The sequence below is a fragment of the Nostoc sp. C110 genome (assembly GCF_043099725.1).
In the GTDB taxonomy this organism is placed as follows: Bacteria; Cyanobacteriota; Cyanobacteriia; order Cyanobacteriales; family Nostocaceae; genus Nostoc; species Nostoc muscorum_A.
The window spans coordinates 2,142,973-2,159,847 of record NZ_CP171148.1 but is presented as its reverse complement, the minus strand read 5'-3'; the positions used below and the strand labels follow the sequence as shown (position 1 = coordinate 2,159,847).

Annotated in this window: 13 protein-coding genes; 6 read left to right on the top strand and 7 right to left on the bottom strand. The window is 42.2% G+C overall.

The genetic code is table 11. The annotated features are described in order from the left end of the window. Positions 1–2: 2 nt before the first annotated feature. Positions 3–764: an N-acetylmuramoyl-L-alanine amidase gene (locus ACFFRD_RS14850; RefSeq protein WP_392482141.1), complete on the bottom strand. Its 762-nt coding sequence runs from the start codon at positions 762–764 to the stop codon at positions 3–5. A 196-nt stretch (positions 765–960) separates the two neighbouring features. Between ACFFRD_RS14850 and ACFFRD_RS14845 the strand changes: the two genes are divergently transcribed. Further along, positions 961–1,236, top strand: a complete 276-nt coding sequence (locus ACFFRD_RS14845) for a hypothetical protein (RefSeq protein WP_190961360.1) — start codon at positions 961–963, stop codon at positions 1,234–1,236. A gap of 60 nt (positions 1,237–1,296) precedes the next feature. Here ACFFRD_RS14845 and ACFFRD_RS14840 read toward each other — a convergent pair whose 3' ends face one another. Continuing rightward, on the bottom strand, positions 1,297–2,244 hold the full coding sequence (locus ACFFRD_RS14840) for a DNA polymerase III subunit delta' (protein WP_392482140.1): 948 nt from the start codon (positions 2,242–2,244) through the stop codon (positions 1,297–1,299). 1,078 nt (positions 2,245–3,322) lie between these two features. Between ACFFRD_RS14840 and ACFFRD_RS14835 the strand changes: the two genes are divergently transcribed. Together ACFFRD_RS14835 and ACFFRD_RS14830 are read left to right on the top strand one after the other, a co-directional pair. Then, positions 3,323–4,888 carry a phytoene desaturase family protein gene (locus ACFFRD_RS14835; RefSeq protein WP_392482139.1) on the top strand — a complete coding sequence of 522 codons (1,566 nt, stop codon included), beginning with the start codon at positions 3,323–3,325 and terminating at the stop codon, positions 4,886–4,888. A gap of 711 nt (positions 4,889–5,599) precedes the next feature. After that, on the top strand, positions 5,600–6,205 hold the full coding sequence (locus ACFFRD_RS14830; RefSeq protein WP_392482138.1) for a DUF411 domain-containing protein: 606 nt from the start codon (positions 5,600–5,602) through the stop codon (positions 6,203–6,205). 119 nt (positions 6,206–6,324) lie between these two features. Here the strand turns inward: ACFFRD_RS14830 and ACFFRD_RS14825 are convergent, their stop codons facing one another. Further along, the gene (locus ACFFRD_RS14825) at positions 6,325–7,272 is read right to left on the bottom strand and encodes a tetratricopeptide repeat protein (RefSeq protein ID WP_190961364.1); all 948 of its coding nucleotides are present in this window, start codon (positions 7,270–7,272) and stop codon (positions 6,325–6,327) included. Positions 7,273–7,521: 249 nt separating this feature from the next. Continuing rightward, a complete protein-coding gene (locus tag ACFFRD_RS14820) occupies positions 7,522–7,914 on the bottom strand; it encodes a hypothetical protein (protein WP_392482137.1) in 393 nt (130 codons plus the stop codon). 356 nt (positions 7,915–8,270) lie between these two features. On the opposite strand from ACFFRD_RS14820, the gene ACFFRD_RS14815 reads away from it, so the two are divergent. The 3 genes from ACFFRD_RS14815 to metX all read left to right on the top strand — a co-directional run bounded on the left by ACFFRD_RS14815 (position 8,271) and on the right by metX (position 11,177). After that, positions 8,271–8,516, top strand: a complete 246-nt coding sequence (locus ACFFRD_RS14815) for a hypothetical protein (RefSeq protein ID WP_392482136.1) — start codon at positions 8,271–8,273, stop codon at positions 8,514–8,516. Between the two features lie 184 nt (positions 8,517–8,700). After that, the gene (locus ACFFRD_RS14810; RefSeq protein ID WP_392482135.1) at positions 8,701–10,005 is read left to right on the top strand and encodes an O-acetylhomoserine aminocarboxypropyltransferase/cysteine synthase family protein; all 1,305 of its coding nucleotides are present in this window, start codon (positions 8,701–8,703) and stop codon (positions 10,003–10,005) included. Positions 10,006–10,106: 101 nt separating this feature from the next. Beyond that, positions 10,107–11,177: a homoserine O-acetyltransferase gene (gene metX, locus ACFFRD_RS14805; RefSeq protein WP_392482134.1), complete on the top strand. Its 1,071-nt coding sequence runs from the start codon at positions 10,107–10,109 to the stop codon at positions 11,175–11,177. Positions 11,178–11,332: 155 nt separating this feature from the next. Here the strand turns inward: metX and ACFFRD_RS14800 are convergent, their stop codons facing one another. The 3 genes from ACFFRD_RS14800 to ACFFRD_RS14790 all read right to left on the bottom strand — a co-directional run bounded on the left by ACFFRD_RS14800 (position 11,333) and on the right by ACFFRD_RS14790 (position 16,860). Then, positions 11,333–12,712 (bottom strand): FAD-dependent oxidoreductase, encoded by a 1,380-nt coding sequence (locus ACFFRD_RS14800; RefSeq protein WP_392482133.1) that lies wholly within the window; start codon positions 12,710–12,712, stop codon positions 11,333–11,335. Between the two features lie 49 nt (positions 12,713–12,761). Then, positions 12,762–14,348 (bottom strand): phytoene desaturase family protein, encoded by a 1,587-nt coding sequence (locus ACFFRD_RS14795; RefSeq protein ID WP_392482132.1) that lies wholly within the window; start codon positions 14,346–14,348, stop codon positions 12,762–12,764. Positions 14,349–14,742: 394 nt separating this feature from the next. Beyond that, positions 14,743–16,860 carry a hypothetical protein gene (locus tag ACFFRD_RS14790; RefSeq protein WP_392482131.1) on the bottom strand — a complete coding sequence of 706 codons (2,118 nt, stop codon included), beginning with the start codon at positions 16,858–16,860 and terminating at the stop codon, positions 14,743–14,745. Positions 16,861–16,875: the final 15 nt, after the last annotated feature.

Here is a 16,875-nt window from a genome sequence, read left to right as displayed (position 1 = left end):
AGTTAATCTTTTTCTATAACTTTGGCATGTCCAGCATAAACAAAATGCTCGTTTCGGCTTCCTTTACTTTGATCGGGCCACTTAACCGAATAATGATTTTCTTCAAAAATTACATCCAAAATTGGGTAATCTCCTGGCTCAATCTCAAAGATAGAATCTTTTGGTAAGTCTGATGCCTGTTCTGTAGAAGGCTTTAAGAAAGTTTTTGTTGTAATTTCCAAAACGTATTTCTTATCATTTTTAGGTTCCTTTGGTTTTGGCTGACCTATTAATCCATCTTTAATTGCTTCCGCCATTTTTTCAACATCGAATAGCTCCATATCTACTTTGGCATCACAAAAGCAACACTCAATTAAAATAGCTGGCATTTGTGTATTCTTCAGAACAAAGAAACCTGTATCTTTCACCCCTCTATTATAAAAACCAAGTTGAACAATTTCTTTGAGAACTGATTCAGCAATCCCTTGTGATGCGTTACTAATGGCATAAATTTCTGTGCCATGAGCTTTAGCGTTAAATTTATTAAAGTGAATCGAAACATAGACATTAACGTTATTGGCATTTGCCTTATTAGTTCGTTGTCTCAGAGAATCGGTTACGCTGCTAGCGCTTGTAGGAGTGCAATCGATGGCGGTATGATTTGCTGCTCTGAGTTTTTGTATCAATTGTGTACCAACTGCTTTAGTTAAAGCATCTTCTTGTTTGATGCCTGTTGCTCCTGTATCTGGAGGACAGTTGTGTCCCATATCAATACCAAATTTCATCTTGCTGATTTCCTTTTTATACTTTGAGATGTAAGCATAATTTAATTACACTGTATTAATTATTAGCTTAAATATAAGCGCTCTGTCGGTGAGATAAAGTGAGTTTTTGCTGTAAATAAATGTGACATTTTACGTAAAAATATCATTTCAAGAAGATATTTCTTAAGTTCAACGTAGAAATAAAGCAGGCTCACCCATGACAGCACAAGAGGCGCTGAATCTAGTCGATACTCTTTTATGCTCTACCTTTGGGCAAAGACTCAATGATGTTCAATCTGTGGTTTTGCTGGAAAGTTGGCTAGGACACACCTATGCGGAAATTGCGGAGCAGATAAGTTATGAACACGACTATATCAAACAAGTGGGTTCTCAGTTGTGGCGATCGCTTTCTCAGGTAATTGGTGAAGAGGTTTGTAAAAAAAATATCCAATCTGTTTTACGTCGCTACCAGCAGTCTCAAAGGCTTGGATAATTGAAGAGCGATGTCTACGACGGACTATGACATTTGTAAAAAAGTTTGTGAATACAATTTTTATTTTTGACATATAGATAGAAGCAGGCATTCCCAAACCAGCCTAGGTTGAGCGTAAGCAAGCAAGTATTTACGAGATTGTTCTAGCTGATTAATAATACTGGGTTGATGCCAGCGCTGCCAGTAGAATTGCTGAAGGTAATCAACTAACCACAGTTGGGCTTCTGTATCTAAATCCTTATCAATTTTCTTGGCTAACTCCAAGGCTTTGCGGTAGGAAGCAGGGGCTTTTTTCAAATCTTCGAGTAACTCCGGGGGAATAGTTTGTAATTGCTCGTAAGATGCGATCGCACTTCCCGCGCTGCCAGCTGCTATACTCAGCACTGCCTGATTTTGCAAAATTTCTTGATGATTTGTTTGTGTGAGTACAACAGCCAAAGACTGTGCATCTAAGCGATAAAAAGGAATACGTTGACAGCGTGACACCAAAGTTGGCAAAACAGACTCAGGTGTAGGTGCAATTAAAATTAACGTCGCCTGTCCCGGTTCTTCCAAAGTTTTAAGTAAAGCATTAGCTGCGGCTTCTGCCATTGTTTGGGCTTCTTCCAGCACCACCACATTTCTCGGCGCTTCCAAAGGCGGACGACTTAAAAACTCGGTAATTTCCCGAATTTGCTCTAGCCGAATTACAGGTGGTGCTTTACGCTTAAGTCCTTTTTCAGCCGCTTCTAATGCTGTTAATCGTTGTCCCTGGTATTGGTAAGTCGGTTGTACCCACAACAAAGCTGGATGGTTTCCCTGACGCAAACGGTTTTGTAAAGCCGCAGTGACTCCCATCTCGCGAGAAAATAGCAATTCTATAAAGCACTTTGCTGCTAAACTTCTTCCTACACCATCTGCCCCCACAAATAGATACGCTGGAGCAACCCGGTTTTGTCTGACAGCCTGAGTCAGTAATTCTATGGCTTGCTGTTGTCCTACAAGTGCTGCAAATGGGTCAATAGTCATTAGTTAATTGTAGAGTGACATTCTCACTTCTACAAGGATTTTGGAATACAAAGCAGTTCTCATCTCATACCTTGAGAGAAGCCCTTAGAGGATGTTTGAAAAGTCCTTTTGTCGGTATCAAATAGTTTTATATCCCCCTAAATCCACCTTAAGAAGGGGGACTTTGATTGTGGTTCCCCCTTTTTTTAAGGGGGGTTAGGGGGGATCTAAAAGTGCCTAAAGTCACAGCGAAACACTTTTCAAACAACCTCTTATACTGTTTCACTTTAAAGTTGGTAAAAATAGGCAGCAGGGGAAAGAGTTAGAGACAAATTAGGTATTTTAGGAAATGGTATTACGCATATATAACAGAGTGTAAAGTTGTACATTTACACTTATACTTATAGCAATGAATTCTGAGATTTAATATCTATTTTTTAGGTATTCAGATATTAAAAGATAATCTTTTTTAGTTCCTGTACTTATCTAGCAAGCATAGTTTAAGGCAATTTAAACCTTACCCAAAATTTATTAAGAAAAGCAAACATTATCAAACATCTTTTTGATTTTCGATAAGCTTAATAAATAAAGGATGGATAAAAATATGGGAGCATCCAAATTTTTCAAAAAATTACAAAATTGGCGCAAAAATCCTTTATAAATCTCTTGACGTTGTGTTGTTTACGGTTTTTTTAATTCTCTCATTCCTGTCGGAATGCAGCACAATAGCAAAATTAGGGATGATCCTTAACAAGACCTGAGATTATTAAATTATTTTCTGCTAACTATCTGCAAGCCTTGACAAGAATTCATAGCTAAGTAACTTGGCTATTTTAAACATATTTCAGGGCATCTAAATGTTAGCTAAATTACTCGCTAAATTTTTTGATATTTAGCGATGTATGAATTACCATTATCACCGATAACAATCCTTACACATTATATCGAATGTCTCTTCTACCTGATTTTTATTAGATAAAATCTACAAATCTAGGTAAAGATGCGCTGAGTATTTTGGCATTTCTAAAACTACAAGAACGGTGATAAAAAGTCATAACACCGAAATCAATAGAAATCAAAATTGCCAAAGGAGGCTGATATGGAAATCTTCGACTATGTGATTCTGGGAGCCGGGCTAGGTGGACTTTCGGCCGCAGCCTGTTTAACTCGACAAGGCTACCGGGTAGTAGTTCTAGAGCAACATTATTTACCTGGCGGATGCTGTCACACTTTTGATTTCGGAGAATACCGTTTTTGTGCTGACGTGCATTACATCTCTCAATGTGGTTCTGGTCAGACTATAATTCAATTTCTCGACTATATTCATCAAAATGTACCCTTTAATAGTCTCGATTCTGACTGCATCGATCGAGTCATCACACCAGAGACGGATTTCAAAATTCCTTTGGGATGGGAAAATTTGCGATCGCGTTTACTCTCCACATTTCCAGAAGAAGCTGGTGCGATTAACCATTACTGCAATGAAATTCAGCAACTCCACCAAGAAATTCGCAACTTAGTGCAGGAGGTACGCTGGTACGATCAAAAGTTGTCTGACTGGTTAAAACTACCAAAATATTTGAATTTATTTTGGAAGCGGAATTGGACACTGCAAGATTTGTATAACCATGTCGGATTATCGCCTAAACTGCAAGCAGTACTGGCGGGGCAAAGTGGCGACTATGCACTACCACCGCAGGAAATTGCACTACTCACCCATACTTCCTTAGTTTGGGATTATTCAGAAGGCGCTTATTATCCAAAACATCACTTCAAACACCTTGTTGACACCATTGCAGATGTAATTACCGCAGGTGGAGGTGTTATTAAGTACTCAACCCCGGTGAGCCATATTCAAGTTAGCAACCATAGTGTCCATAGTGTCCTTGCTGATGGTAATAGTTATCGCGCCAGCAAAGCTTATATCAGCGACCTCGACCCCAAATTAACAGTGGAGTTAATGCATGATATTACAGCTTTGAGTCAAAAGGAGCATCAACGCCTCACTAGTTACCAATACTCAGCCAGTGCTTTTAATATTTACCTGGGTTTAGATAGCCGCTTCGATCCTCAACGCTACGGCATTGGTAACTGGAATGTTTGGTATTATCCCACAGGCGATCTGAACAGAGAATATCAACAACAATTAGAAGGTGACTTTAGCCAACCGTGGATTTTCCTCTCTTGTCCAACGATGAAATCTAGCGAACCAGGAATGGGGCCAGAGGGACATCATGTATTAGAAATTGCTACTGTCTGTTCTTATGAACCATTTGAACATCTGTACAAAAGCAACCCAAAAGCGTATAAAGCCAAAAAGCGAGAATTTTATCAGCAGATTATGACAAGTGTGCGAGATTTGATTCCCGATGTAGACAAATATGCCCGGATGAAAGTTTACGGTACACCTACCACCAGCGAATTTTATTTAGGACAACCGCAAGGTAATATTTATGGTGCGAAATTAATACCCAAACAGGTTGGTTTAAATCGTTTGGGATATACGACAGAGTTACCTAATCTCTTTTTGGTAGGGGCGAGTGCCGGGTATCCAAGTGTACCAGGTGTAATTGGCAATGGGATGGATGTTGTAGAACTGCTGACAGGACAATCGGTATGGCACAAAGCAGCTGAAAGACCTCAGTCTTTGGTGGCAATTGGGTAAGGAATTGTAGCTTTGATAAAGCGATATCTGTTTAGGCTTGCAGTTGTGATGACTGAGAAGGGATCGCTTTTACCTTATAAAAGGATGTTTGAAAAGTCCTCTTGTCGGTATCAAAAGTTCTAGATCCCCCTAAATCCCCCTTAAAAACGGGGACTTTGATTTCAGTTCCCTTCTTTTTAAGGCTGCGGTGTACACACAAGTCGAATTACCCCCCTCAATCCCCCCTTGGAAAGGGGGGGAAGCCGAAAATCTAGTTCCCTCCCCTTTACAAGGGGAGGGTTAGGGTGGGGTAAAAATCAGATTCGTAAACTACTCCAGACTTGTGTGTACACCGTAGCTTTTTAAGGGTGGTTAGGGGGATCTCACAGTGCCTAAAGTCACAGCGAAACACTTTTCAAGCAACCTCTAAGACGTAGTAGGGGTAAAATCGTAACTTTACTTTTTTAAATGCAGAGGGATGCAATGGCATTATCAGGCTATGCAATGGCATTATCAGGCTATGCAATGGCATTGTAAGGTGATGCAATGGCATTGTCGAGCGACGCATTGGCATTTTTAGGCAATGCAATAGTCGAGCGACGCATTGGCTAAATTTGTAGTGTTTTAAACGTAGAGGGACGCAAACTAAGCACAAAGGAAAGGTACGCAAAGTCTTTTTGAAGAGAATTTGTTACAACAAATTTATGCAATGTTGTAATCAGGAAGTCTCAGATGTCGCACAAAGAATTTATTTATTGCTGGCAAAAATGGTTACTTCCCATCGTGGTACGTATCGTAGTAACAATTTGTCTCACAGTAGGGGTGTTAGGCATTTTGGGAAGCACTGCTTCTACAAGTAATGCTCAAGCTCTTTTTCCTGATTCTGTGACAGCTAATGCTCAACTAGTAAGTACCACTAAGCGTATTCAGGACAAACAGACACCATCAAAATCAACACCGCTAAATGCCACTGTATATCATAGTCCCGAATGTAATTGTTGTGGTGGGTGGATTGATCACTTAAAGACACAAGGTTTTGAAATCACAGACTTTTCCACGCCTGACATCGAAACGGTTAAACAAAAGTACAACGTACCGGATAATTTATCATCTTGCCACACAGCAATTGTTAATGGATATGTCATAGAAGGACATGTTCCAGCAAACGACATCAAACGTTTGCTTCAAGAAAAGCCAAATGTTGTTGGTTTATCTGTTCCCCAAATGCCTGTAGGCACTCCTGGGATGGAGATGGGGAATCGAAAAGACCCGTTTACGGTGTTTGCCTTTGATGGCAAGAACTCAGTTGCGGTATTTAATAAATACCCATCTTCTTGATATAATCTCACTGGATTCAGAGGATGTTTTAAAAGTTGATTTTAATCTATCTTTAGCGATTAAAATTGACAAAAGCTTTTAAAATATCCTTATATTATCTGAATCAGTGGTAGAAGATATTATTGGTTAGAATCAGTTTTGATGAACTGGGATAAATGACTGAACCATCTCCCAAACCAGAAGCGAGATGCTATGGTTGAGACATTTTGAGAAAGAAGCTCAATCGCATGGTTACAATCTTGCAGGCTTGCATCAATTCCCATTGCGTGATAAATCCCGCGAGCATTGCAAAAGGCATTCATTGCTTCTGATTCGCGATTGATTTTTTCTAACACTAAACCCAAATTAAACCAGGAGTTTGCTTCTGCATTTTGGTCATCAAGATTCCTTCTAATCTCTAATGAATATTGATGAAACTCAACCGCTCTTTGGTATTGTCCCAGAGCATTATAAGCACTTCCCAATCCACTTAAGGCCATGCCCTCCCCATTGCGATCACTAATTAATCTTGTCACTTCTAACCATTGGTGGTAAAGCTCAATTGCCAGTTGGTACTGCCCTAATGATTCATAAGTATTGCCCAAACTTCCTAGACAAATGGCTTCTCCAGTGCGATCGCCTGTTTTCCTGGTAATACTCAACCACTGGTGATAAAACTCAATCGCTTGGTCGTACTTGCCTAGGTATTCATAAGTATTGCCCAAACTTCCTAGACAAATGGCTTCTCCAGTGCGATCGCCTATTTTCCTGGTGATACTCAACCACTGGTGATAAAATTCGATTGCTCGCTGGTATTTCCCCAGTGATTGGTAAGCGTTACCCAATCCAGACAAAGATTTGGCTTCTCCGAAGCGATCACCTATTTCTTTCGCTATATCCAACCACTGCTGATAAAACTCAATTGCCAGGTGGTATTCTCCAATGGACTGATAAGCATTGCCCAAACTTGCTAAACAAATGACTTCACTGTTGCGATCGCCTATTTCTCTGGCTTTGTGCAAGCACCGCTTTTCAAACTCAATGGACTCGATGTTATTTAGGCTCCCTGTTCTAATTACTTCTGTCATTCTCTATAGAAAACGAAATTTTTGCTTGATAGGTTGTTGATTATACAATTTTCTGTGCCTTCAACACACAATAACAGAACTTATAAGTACAAGTTCTGTCAAAATCTAGGAATTGTTCTTCAATATGTAACTTTGTTTTATACACCAGCGATCGCTGTGTATAAAATGCTTTTATTTATATTTGGTAAGAAGCACACGAGTATAGTATACTCACAAATTTGGCTTTAGAAAAAATATAAGAAAAACCAATCAATCCGCAGCAGCATAATCAGGCAATGCGTTGAGTTGTGAATTAACAGCACTTAGATAATTTTGGTCATTTAAAGCTTTTGATGGTAATTTATCTGCATTAACAGCAGCTTTCACCAAATCGTTTGCAATAATATTTCTCTTCTGAGTTTCAAATACTAGCATCTCTCCACTAGGAATACCGTGCTGCTTCAAACCTCCCTGATACGCAAAAGTAACTAGATTGAAAGGTTGGAGGTAATTCACAGAAATAGAATTACCAGGTAAGTTATTAGAGTTAATAGCAATTGTTTCAGTATTATTGTTAGTAGCTGTTTGAGCGACAGCGATTCCAGGTACAAGAGTAATAGAAGCAAAAATAAGTGCAGAATTTATTAAAGTAAGGAGTTTCATAAGGTTATTCTTAGATAAAATGCGATCGCTGTTCTTAAGTAATAGAATCTTCTTTATTATTAATCTCAGCTTCCTTCATTCAGGTCATCTGATCGGTTGATATCTGACTCACCCAAAAGGGTGAAGCAATTGAGCAATAAAAATCCCGTTAAGTCGAGATATATAACAGAGCGATTGTAATTTTCTAGTACTTAACGGAGGCGGGTTGAACATTTATGCAATTTTTTAACTCGCGTCTTGAGTTTCATAAGCATTGCAGCAATTAGTTTTCCAGATTTGCGAAAACTTCCTACGACTCTTCAAGCAGGCGATCGCCTTTATGCAACCATAAGTAATTTGATCGGTTTTTCGTTGCGATGTCTACGACGGGCTACGCCTACGCAAATCCGGCAGCCTTTAACTTTACCAATGTTATCAGTCCATGTCTATCTGGCGTAGGCGATGCCAGCCGCAGGCATCGCACCTGTAGTAACCCAGACCAGTTTTTGTTCTGGGATGGCATTCATCCAACGGCTGCGGCTCATCGCATCATCGGGGAAACTGCTTTTTCAACGATTCAAGAGGCAGGGATGATTAATCCTCGTTCAATGTTGGTTCCCTAACTTAACTTAATCAGCCAAAAATCAACGATAGGGGCGCACAACTATGCGCCCTTACACTATGATTTAATTGACTAAAAATAACTGTAAAATACGGTAAGCCTTAAGAATTACCGTTGATTAATCTAGCCCAACGCTCAAATAGCACATTACTTATTTATATAATTCGAAACCAAAATAACAGCTGATGTCTGAACAATATCGTTTTGAAACTCTGCAAGTTCATGCTGGACAAGAGCCGGCTCCTGGAACTAATGCCCGTGCTGTACCAATTTACCAAACGACTTCCTACGTTTTTGACGACACCGAACACGGAGCGCGGTTATTTGCTCTCCAGGAATTTGGTAACATTTACACCCGAATCATGAACCCGACGACGGATGTATTTGAAAAGCGGATTGCGGCACTAGAAGGGGGTGTCGCAGCATTAGCAACAGCTAGTGGTCAGGCGGCGCAATTCTTGGCAATCACTACGATCGCTCAGGCTGGGGATAATATCGTTTCCACTAGTTTTTTGTATGGAGGAACATATAACCAGTTTAAAGTATCACTACCACGTTTAGGTATTAACGTCAAGTTTGTCGAGGGAGACGATCCAGAAAGTTTCCGTCAGGCGATCGATGATCGCACTAAAGCGTTATACGTTGAAACCATTGGCAATCCTCAATATAACATTCCTGACTTTGCCGCATTAGCTCACATTGCCCACGAAAATGGCATACCTTTAATTGTGGATAATACCTTTGGTGCTGGTGGGTATTTAGCTCGACCCATTGAACATGGTGCAGACATTGTAGTGGAATCTGCAACTAAATGGATTGGTGGGCATGGTACTTCCATTGGTGGCGTAATAGTAGATTCGGGTAAATTTGACTGGGGTAACGGCAAGTTTCCCCTATTTACTGAGCCAGCACCCGGTTATCATGGGCTGAATTTTCAAGAAGTGTTTGGACCTAGCGGTTCCTTTGGTAACATCGCCTTTATTATCCGCGCTAGAGTCGAGGGGTTACGGGATTTTGGCCCGTCTTTGAGTCCATTTAACGCCTTTCTTTTACTGCAAGGATTAGAGACTCTTTCTTTACGAGTAGATCGTCATGTCAGCAATGCCTTAGAATTGGCTCGGTGGTTAGAGCAACAAGAGCAAGTATTATGGGTTAATTATCCCGGACTTCCTAATCATCCTTATCATGAACGAGCGAAAAAATATCTCCGGCATGGCTTTGGGGGAGTTTTAAACTTTGGCATCAAAGGTGGATTGGATGCAGGTAAAGCTTTTATTAATCATCTGAAATTGGCAAGTCATTTAGCAAATGTTGGTGATGCCAAAACCCTCGTGATTCATCCCGCTTCCACAACTCATCAACAGCTAAGTGATGAAGAACAGCTTTCAGCAGGTGTAACGCCCGATTTAGTGCGCGTATCAGTAGGAATTGAACATATTGACGATATTAAAGAGGATTTTCAGCAGGCATTCCGGCAAGTTAAGATTTAATTCTTAATTGGGCATTGGGCATTGGGCATTGAGTATTGATTCCTCTCCCTCTGCCTCCCCTGCCTCCCCTGCTTCCCCTGCTCCCCTGCCCCCCATCAGATATGAACTACTCAGATTTCATCTCGCCACAAACCCAGTTTTACCAGCTTACAGTGCCATTTCAACTTGAAAGCGGCGAAGTATTAATTGGGGTTCAGATTGCTTATCGCAGCTGGGGAGAGTTAAATGCTCAAGGCGATAATGGGGTACTAATTTGTCATGCCTTAACTGGTTCGGCTGATGCTGATGATTGGTGGGAACCTTTGTTTGGTTCAGGGAAAGCCTTCAATCCCGATCGCAATTTTATTGTGTGCAGCAACATTTTGGGGAGTTGTTACGGTACAACAGGGCCAACTACTATCAACCCAACAACTAGAAAGCCTTATGGTGTATCTTTCCCTAAAATTACAATCCGAGATATGGTTCGCCTACAAGCTGTACTACTAGAATATCTGGGTGTTCAATCTCTGCGGTTTGTAATTGGTGGTTCGCTCGGTGGAATGCAATCACTGGAGTGGGCATTATTATATCCCGACAAGGTGAAAAGTATTGCACCTATCGCTGTTTCTGGCAGACATTCCGCTTGGTGTATTGGATTAAGTGAAGCCCAAAGACAGGCAATTTATGCCGATCCAAATTGGCAAAGAGGAAACTACACCCTGGATGCACCTCCAAACCAAGGACTAGCAGTGGCGAGAATGATGGCGATGTCTACTTACCGTTCTTGGGATAGTTTTACAACCCGCTTTGGACGGCAGTATGATCCATCTGAGAAGTTTGCTATAGCCAGTTACTTACAGCATCAAGGTCAAAAGCTGACAGAACGATTTGATGCCAATACTTATATTACCCTCACCCATGCAATGGATGACCACGATATTGCACGCGATCGCACAGCTCCTAATTTATCAGATTATGAATCTGTTCTGGGGAGCATCCAGCAACCAACTCTAGTTGTCGCCATTGATTCTGATATTCTCTATCCACCAGTAGAACAACAAGAATTAGCAAATTTAATTCCTAATGCTCAACTATCGTGGTTAAAGTCAACCCACGGACATGACGCATTTTTAATTGATATGGCTGCATTGAATGAAATTATTCAACAGAACCATAAGTTTGTTCTTTTTTGAACCATAGAAACGATCGCAGTAGTCAATATCACATAACTCAATACAGTTCAGATAAAACCAAAACACTTGTAGAGACGGCGATTTATCGCGTCTCAAAAACCCAAAATTTTTGCCAGTGGCCCTTAACCCAAGCGTATTGGTTTAGAATTACAATCTCAAGACCGATGGGAACGGGGATGAGTTAAATATTTTCCCATGCCTGCCGTATCCGTCGCTATATTTACTGTGTCTGGGTTTCCGTCGTTGAATCCAGAAATGGAGACAGCTAAGGGTGAACCGATGAGTTGAGCAACTCGAAAGGCAGACGCGATCGCTCCCTCATGCAATCCATCTCCTAGATAAGCTCCCGCATAGTAAGTATGATTTTCTCCATTGGTGGCAACTACTTCGTCTCGATATCTAAAAGATTCAGTGGTATACAACGGCGTGTGATGTTCTTGAGTGTGAATAATGTGAGCAGGATCAATCATCCTTTCTAGTTGAAACGATAAAAAATAATGCTGTGGCGATGAGATGCCACAAAGCTGATTCAAATAACTGTTATATCCCCATCGAGTATCTGTCTGGAAGAAATCAAATTCCGAGGGGTGGTGGATGTGATGATGATCATACATGGAAGTATCAGTATGAATTGTAGTGGTTGCATAATTGGCTTTCCAATTTGAGAAGCGTTTAATTTCAGCCTCGGTTGGGTCAGCTAACAGAGCCATCACTTGGTCGGGTGGCGTGGCAAACACGACTTTATCAAACTCCTGGATCTCACCCTGCGATAGCGTTCGCGGAGCGTCTCGTAGAGAAGCGCTGCCACCAGAGGCAGATCGCTGGATTTTCACACCATCTGCACTTCTAGAAATATTAGCAATCTCCACATTCAACAACACTTCCCCTTTAAATCGCTCCAGAATTTTTTCAATATAGGAATATACACCGCCTTTAATCCTGAGCCATTTGACCGCGAGGTAGTCGCGTAACATCGGAATTCCCATCTCTGCGGGAAAGTTATCAATGAGTTCAAAGGGCATTGAGTAGCTATACATCGTCAGCAACTTTAGCCAGGTATTGCTTATACTTTGGTTGTTTACATATTGAGACAGTGGCTGATTGTAAAAATCTTCCATCTGGGCAAATCGCGTTTTTAACCATAATCCAAGGGAACGGGTATGAATGGTATCGAACCGCAGATATTCAATCAGGCGTTGGATGCCTGTATAGTTGTTCTCATTCGTGACCTTCGAGAAAAAGGGACTGCCATTTTTGGGGAATAAAGCTGAACCGACACGGATGGGTTCTAGTTCCACTCCTAGCTCTTGCATAAGAGCAACAAAGTTATGGAATACGGTAGGAAATTCTAGCACTCCACTTTCCAACATTTCATTGCAATCAGATTGGTTAGGTTTCACATTCTTATTGAGTGTCCGAATATGCCCCCCCAACATCGGCTGCCGTTCAAACACGGTGACATGATGCCCTTGTTTATCAAGCAGGTAAGCTGTAGCCATACCACTGGCTCCACCACCGATAACTGCAATTCTCATAACTGACCTCTCAGTTGTTGAATATGAATAATATGTGCGAGTTGTCTGTTTAGCTATTGCCTAAAAGTACGTCACCAGATAATCGCTGATACAGCAATGCTCCAGTCCAGAATGTGGGAGCAAAACCGGGATAGCCTGATGAAGCATTGCAAAAATAGAAATGGTTGAGTGAGGTTTCGTGATTCAAGCGTCCCAAACCCATGTTGCGCGGTGTGAGACTAGAACCGTAGGAATTCCCGTTGGGACACCAGCAATAACGTTCATTGGTGGTGGGGCTGCCGGTGATATGAAAGACTAGATGCTTTCTAAAATTCGGTACATATTCTTTTTCCACGACATCGAGGATAGAATCGAAGATTTCTTGCTTTTTCTGGTTGTAGGCTTTGCGATCGGCTTTGCCGTCCCGACGGGAATCGCTCTGTCGCAATTGCTTAAAGTAGTCGTAATTAGCAACGGTAAGGAATTCGACAATCTGGCAATCCTCTGGACAATCCCGACTTGCTTGTGTCAATAAAGTGGGCGTTGTTATAGCAAAGCTGGGATTGGAAAAGTCATTGTGTTCATACATCTGAGCAAAGGCTTCATTCAAATCCTGATGACCTGTATGGAAAACATTCCACTTGCCAAATCCATAGTCTCGCAGGTCGAGGTCTTTGACGACGCAATAAGCCATGTAATTGGATGCAGAATACTCATAGTTGAGTTTTCGGCGCACGGTTTTAGAAAAATGTGACTCACCAATCATTTTGGCGGCTTTTTTGGGGTCAATGTTACAAATCACGGTGTCGCCTGTAAATTCGTGAGTTTGATGGGTGTTTAAATCCATCGCCTCAACGCCCGTAACCGTTTTGTCTGTGAGTCTAAAATTCGTGACTTCATGGTTGAGCAATACCTGCCCTCCATTTGATTCAATCACTTTGACTAACGAATTAATTACATGCTCAAAATGCTGGGTTGGGTAAAATGCACCTGCTTGATAGCCCTTGAATAAAGCGACCCAAGCATAAAACGAGAGTTGATTTGGAGGCAGCAAAAAATCAGGCCATTGCAGAGCTAATAGGGTTTGGGCGGCTTGGGGTAGTTGAAATTTATCGAATACATCCTGAAGTGTACTGTTGAGATATTGGACAGTACAAAACACTTCACCTGGATGTTTGAGCAGTTCAATTGGCTTAACTGGAGGAGCAAGTCTTTTCAAACCTGCGCTCGTTTTTTCTACATCGTTAACAAATTGGCGAATGCGATTCTCTGATCGAGAGGCTCCGCCAACGCTATATTCAGGAAACAGCTTTGATAATCGCTGGATCAGTTCCTCTGGTTCCGAAGGAATATCTAACGCATACCCCGGCATTCGCATGTGGTCAAAACCATCCGGGTCATACCGCTCAAAAGTCACTTCCCGATCCAAGCCTAATTTCTTGAGTACCCGATTAACCGTTTGTCCTTCACCGCAATCCCAAACATAGTGGAATTGGGCATTAAACGTGTATTTTTTAGCCATCGTAAATGTGTGACCAAAGCCGCCCGGATGCTCATGAGCTTCGAGTATTTGCACGGTCTTACCGGAGTTTGCCATCAAAGCACCAAAGACCAATGCTGATAAACCACTGCCTACAATTAGGTAATCCGCTTTCATAGGAGGTTTCCTCAAACAATAAACGTCTTGTTCGATAACAATTTTCTCTATGCTTCAACCCGCTTTATCACAATGGTTTGATGGTAATCTAAGTGCTTCGGCAAACTATATATTCGTCATTGCCAATTGAGTGAAGCAGGTTGATATCGATCTTGCTTCCATTTACACTATTTCGACGACTTTATCTTAAATTACCGTAGTATCTCATCCCTCTACAGGATGGGGAGCTTGAAATACTCACCGTGTTCTACATTTTGAGTCGAATGGCACTAAGTTAATCGCAAGGGGATTAAGGGGGGTAATTTGACTTGTGTATACACGGTAGCTTTTTAAGGGGGGTTGGGGGGATCTTCAGACATATTAAAACGTTAACCGATCCGTATTAGGGGGAACTTCAGTTTAATAGACGTTGCTTCTCTTCCTCAGTGAAAGGATTTTTACCAGCACGCAGAGCATTAACCCAATTTTGCCTTTGTGCTTTTACTTGCTCATCATTAGTTGATTTGATATATGCCTCAAAGTCTTCAATTGCCCCTTGAGTATTCCTAGTCAGCGCCCTACCAATACCCCGACTTTGACGAATTTTTGTATCTTTAGGCTCAAGTGCCACCGCTTTTTCACAGGCAAACATGACATCTGCGGCATATCCCCTCAAACTGCCATCCCAGCAGAGATTATTCCAAGAATTAGCTGTAATTTTCAAATTTGGCTCGAATTTTTGTGCATCTGCGTAGGCAGCAAGAGCTTCCTTGACTTTACCATCTTTAACAAGCTTCTCTCCCTGAGTGACTAGAGCCGGGGCAGCTAACTGTCTGACTTCTGTTGTGCTAGGGATAGCTACGTTAGAATCCAATTTTCGGGCTTGATTAAACTTAGCTTCCGCAGTTTTGATATCTCCATCTATCTTCGCTATGGCTTGACCTTGATTAAGCAGAAACTGAGCTTTTTCGCTGTTGCTCCACTTACCAAGGTCGAGACAGGTTTGCGCTGCGGCTTTTGCTTCGTCAGTTTTAGCTTCTACAAGTGTACGATGCTCGTGTAAGTTATCGCACCCCACTTTTAGCCAAACTTGCCAATTACCAGGCCACATCCGTAGCGTGTTGTCATCACTGCCACTGACAATATACTGACCATCGGGACTGAACGCCAGCGCCCTGACTTCACCTGTATGGCCGTTGAGGGTGTGGAGCAACTTGCCTTTTGTATCCCACAACCTTAGCGTGTTGTCATCACTGCCACTGACAATATACTGACCATCAGGACTGAACGCCAGCACCCTGACATAATTTGTATGACCGTTGAGGGTGTGAAGCAACTGGCCTTTTGTATCCCACAACCGTAGCGTGTTGTCATCACTGCCACTGACAATGTACTGACCATCGGGACTGAACGCCAGCGCCCTGACTTCACCTGTATGGCCGTTGAGGGTGTGGAGCAACTTGCCTTTTGTATCCCACAACCGTAGCGTATTGTCATAACTGCCACTGACAATGTACTGACCATCGGGACTGAATGCCAGCACCGTGACTTCACCTGTATGACCTTTGAAGGTATGGAGCAAGTTGCCTTTTGTATCCCACAACCGTAGCGTATTGTCATAACTGCCACTGACAATGTACTGACCATCGGGACTGAACGCCAGTGCCGTGACATAATTTGTATGACCTTTGAGGGTATGGAGCAAGTTGCCTTTTGTATCCCATAACCGTAGCGTATTGTCTGAAATAGCACTGACAATGTATTTACCATCGGGACTGAACGCCAGCGCATTGACACGTTCTGTATGACCCTGGAGCCATTTGCCTTTTACCCACATCCCTAGCGTCTTGTCCGTCTTGTCCATTTTGTCATTACTGCCATCGAGGGTGTGGAGCCAGTTGCCTTTTGTATCCCACACCCGTAGCGTATTGTCTGAACTGCTACTGGCAATGTACTGACCATCGGGACTGAACGCCAGCGCCGTGACAGCATCGGTATGACCTTTGAGGGTGTGGAGCCAGTTGCCTTTTGTATCCCACACCCGTAGCGTATTGTCTGAACTGCTACTGGCAATGTACTGACCATCGGGACTGAACGCCAGCGCCGTGACAGCATCGGTATGACCTTTGAGGGTGTGGAGCAGCTTGCCTTTTGTATCCCACATCCGTAGCGTATTGTCTGAACTGCTACTGGCAATGTACTGACCATCGGGATTGAACGCCAGCGCTGTGACAGCATCGGTATGACCTTTGAGGGTGTGGAGCAACTTGCCTTTTGTATCCCACATCCGTAGCGTATTGTCTGAACTACCACTGACAATGTACTGACCATCGGGACTGAACACCAGCGCATTGACAAAACCGGTATGACCTTTGAGGGTGTGGAGCAACTTGCCTTTTGTATCCCACATCCGTAGCGTATTGTCTGAACTACCACTGACAATGTACTGACCATCGGGACTGAACACCAGCGCATTGACAAAACCGGTATGACCTTTGAGGGTGTGGAGCAACTTGCCTTTTGTATCCCACATCCGTAGCGTATTGTC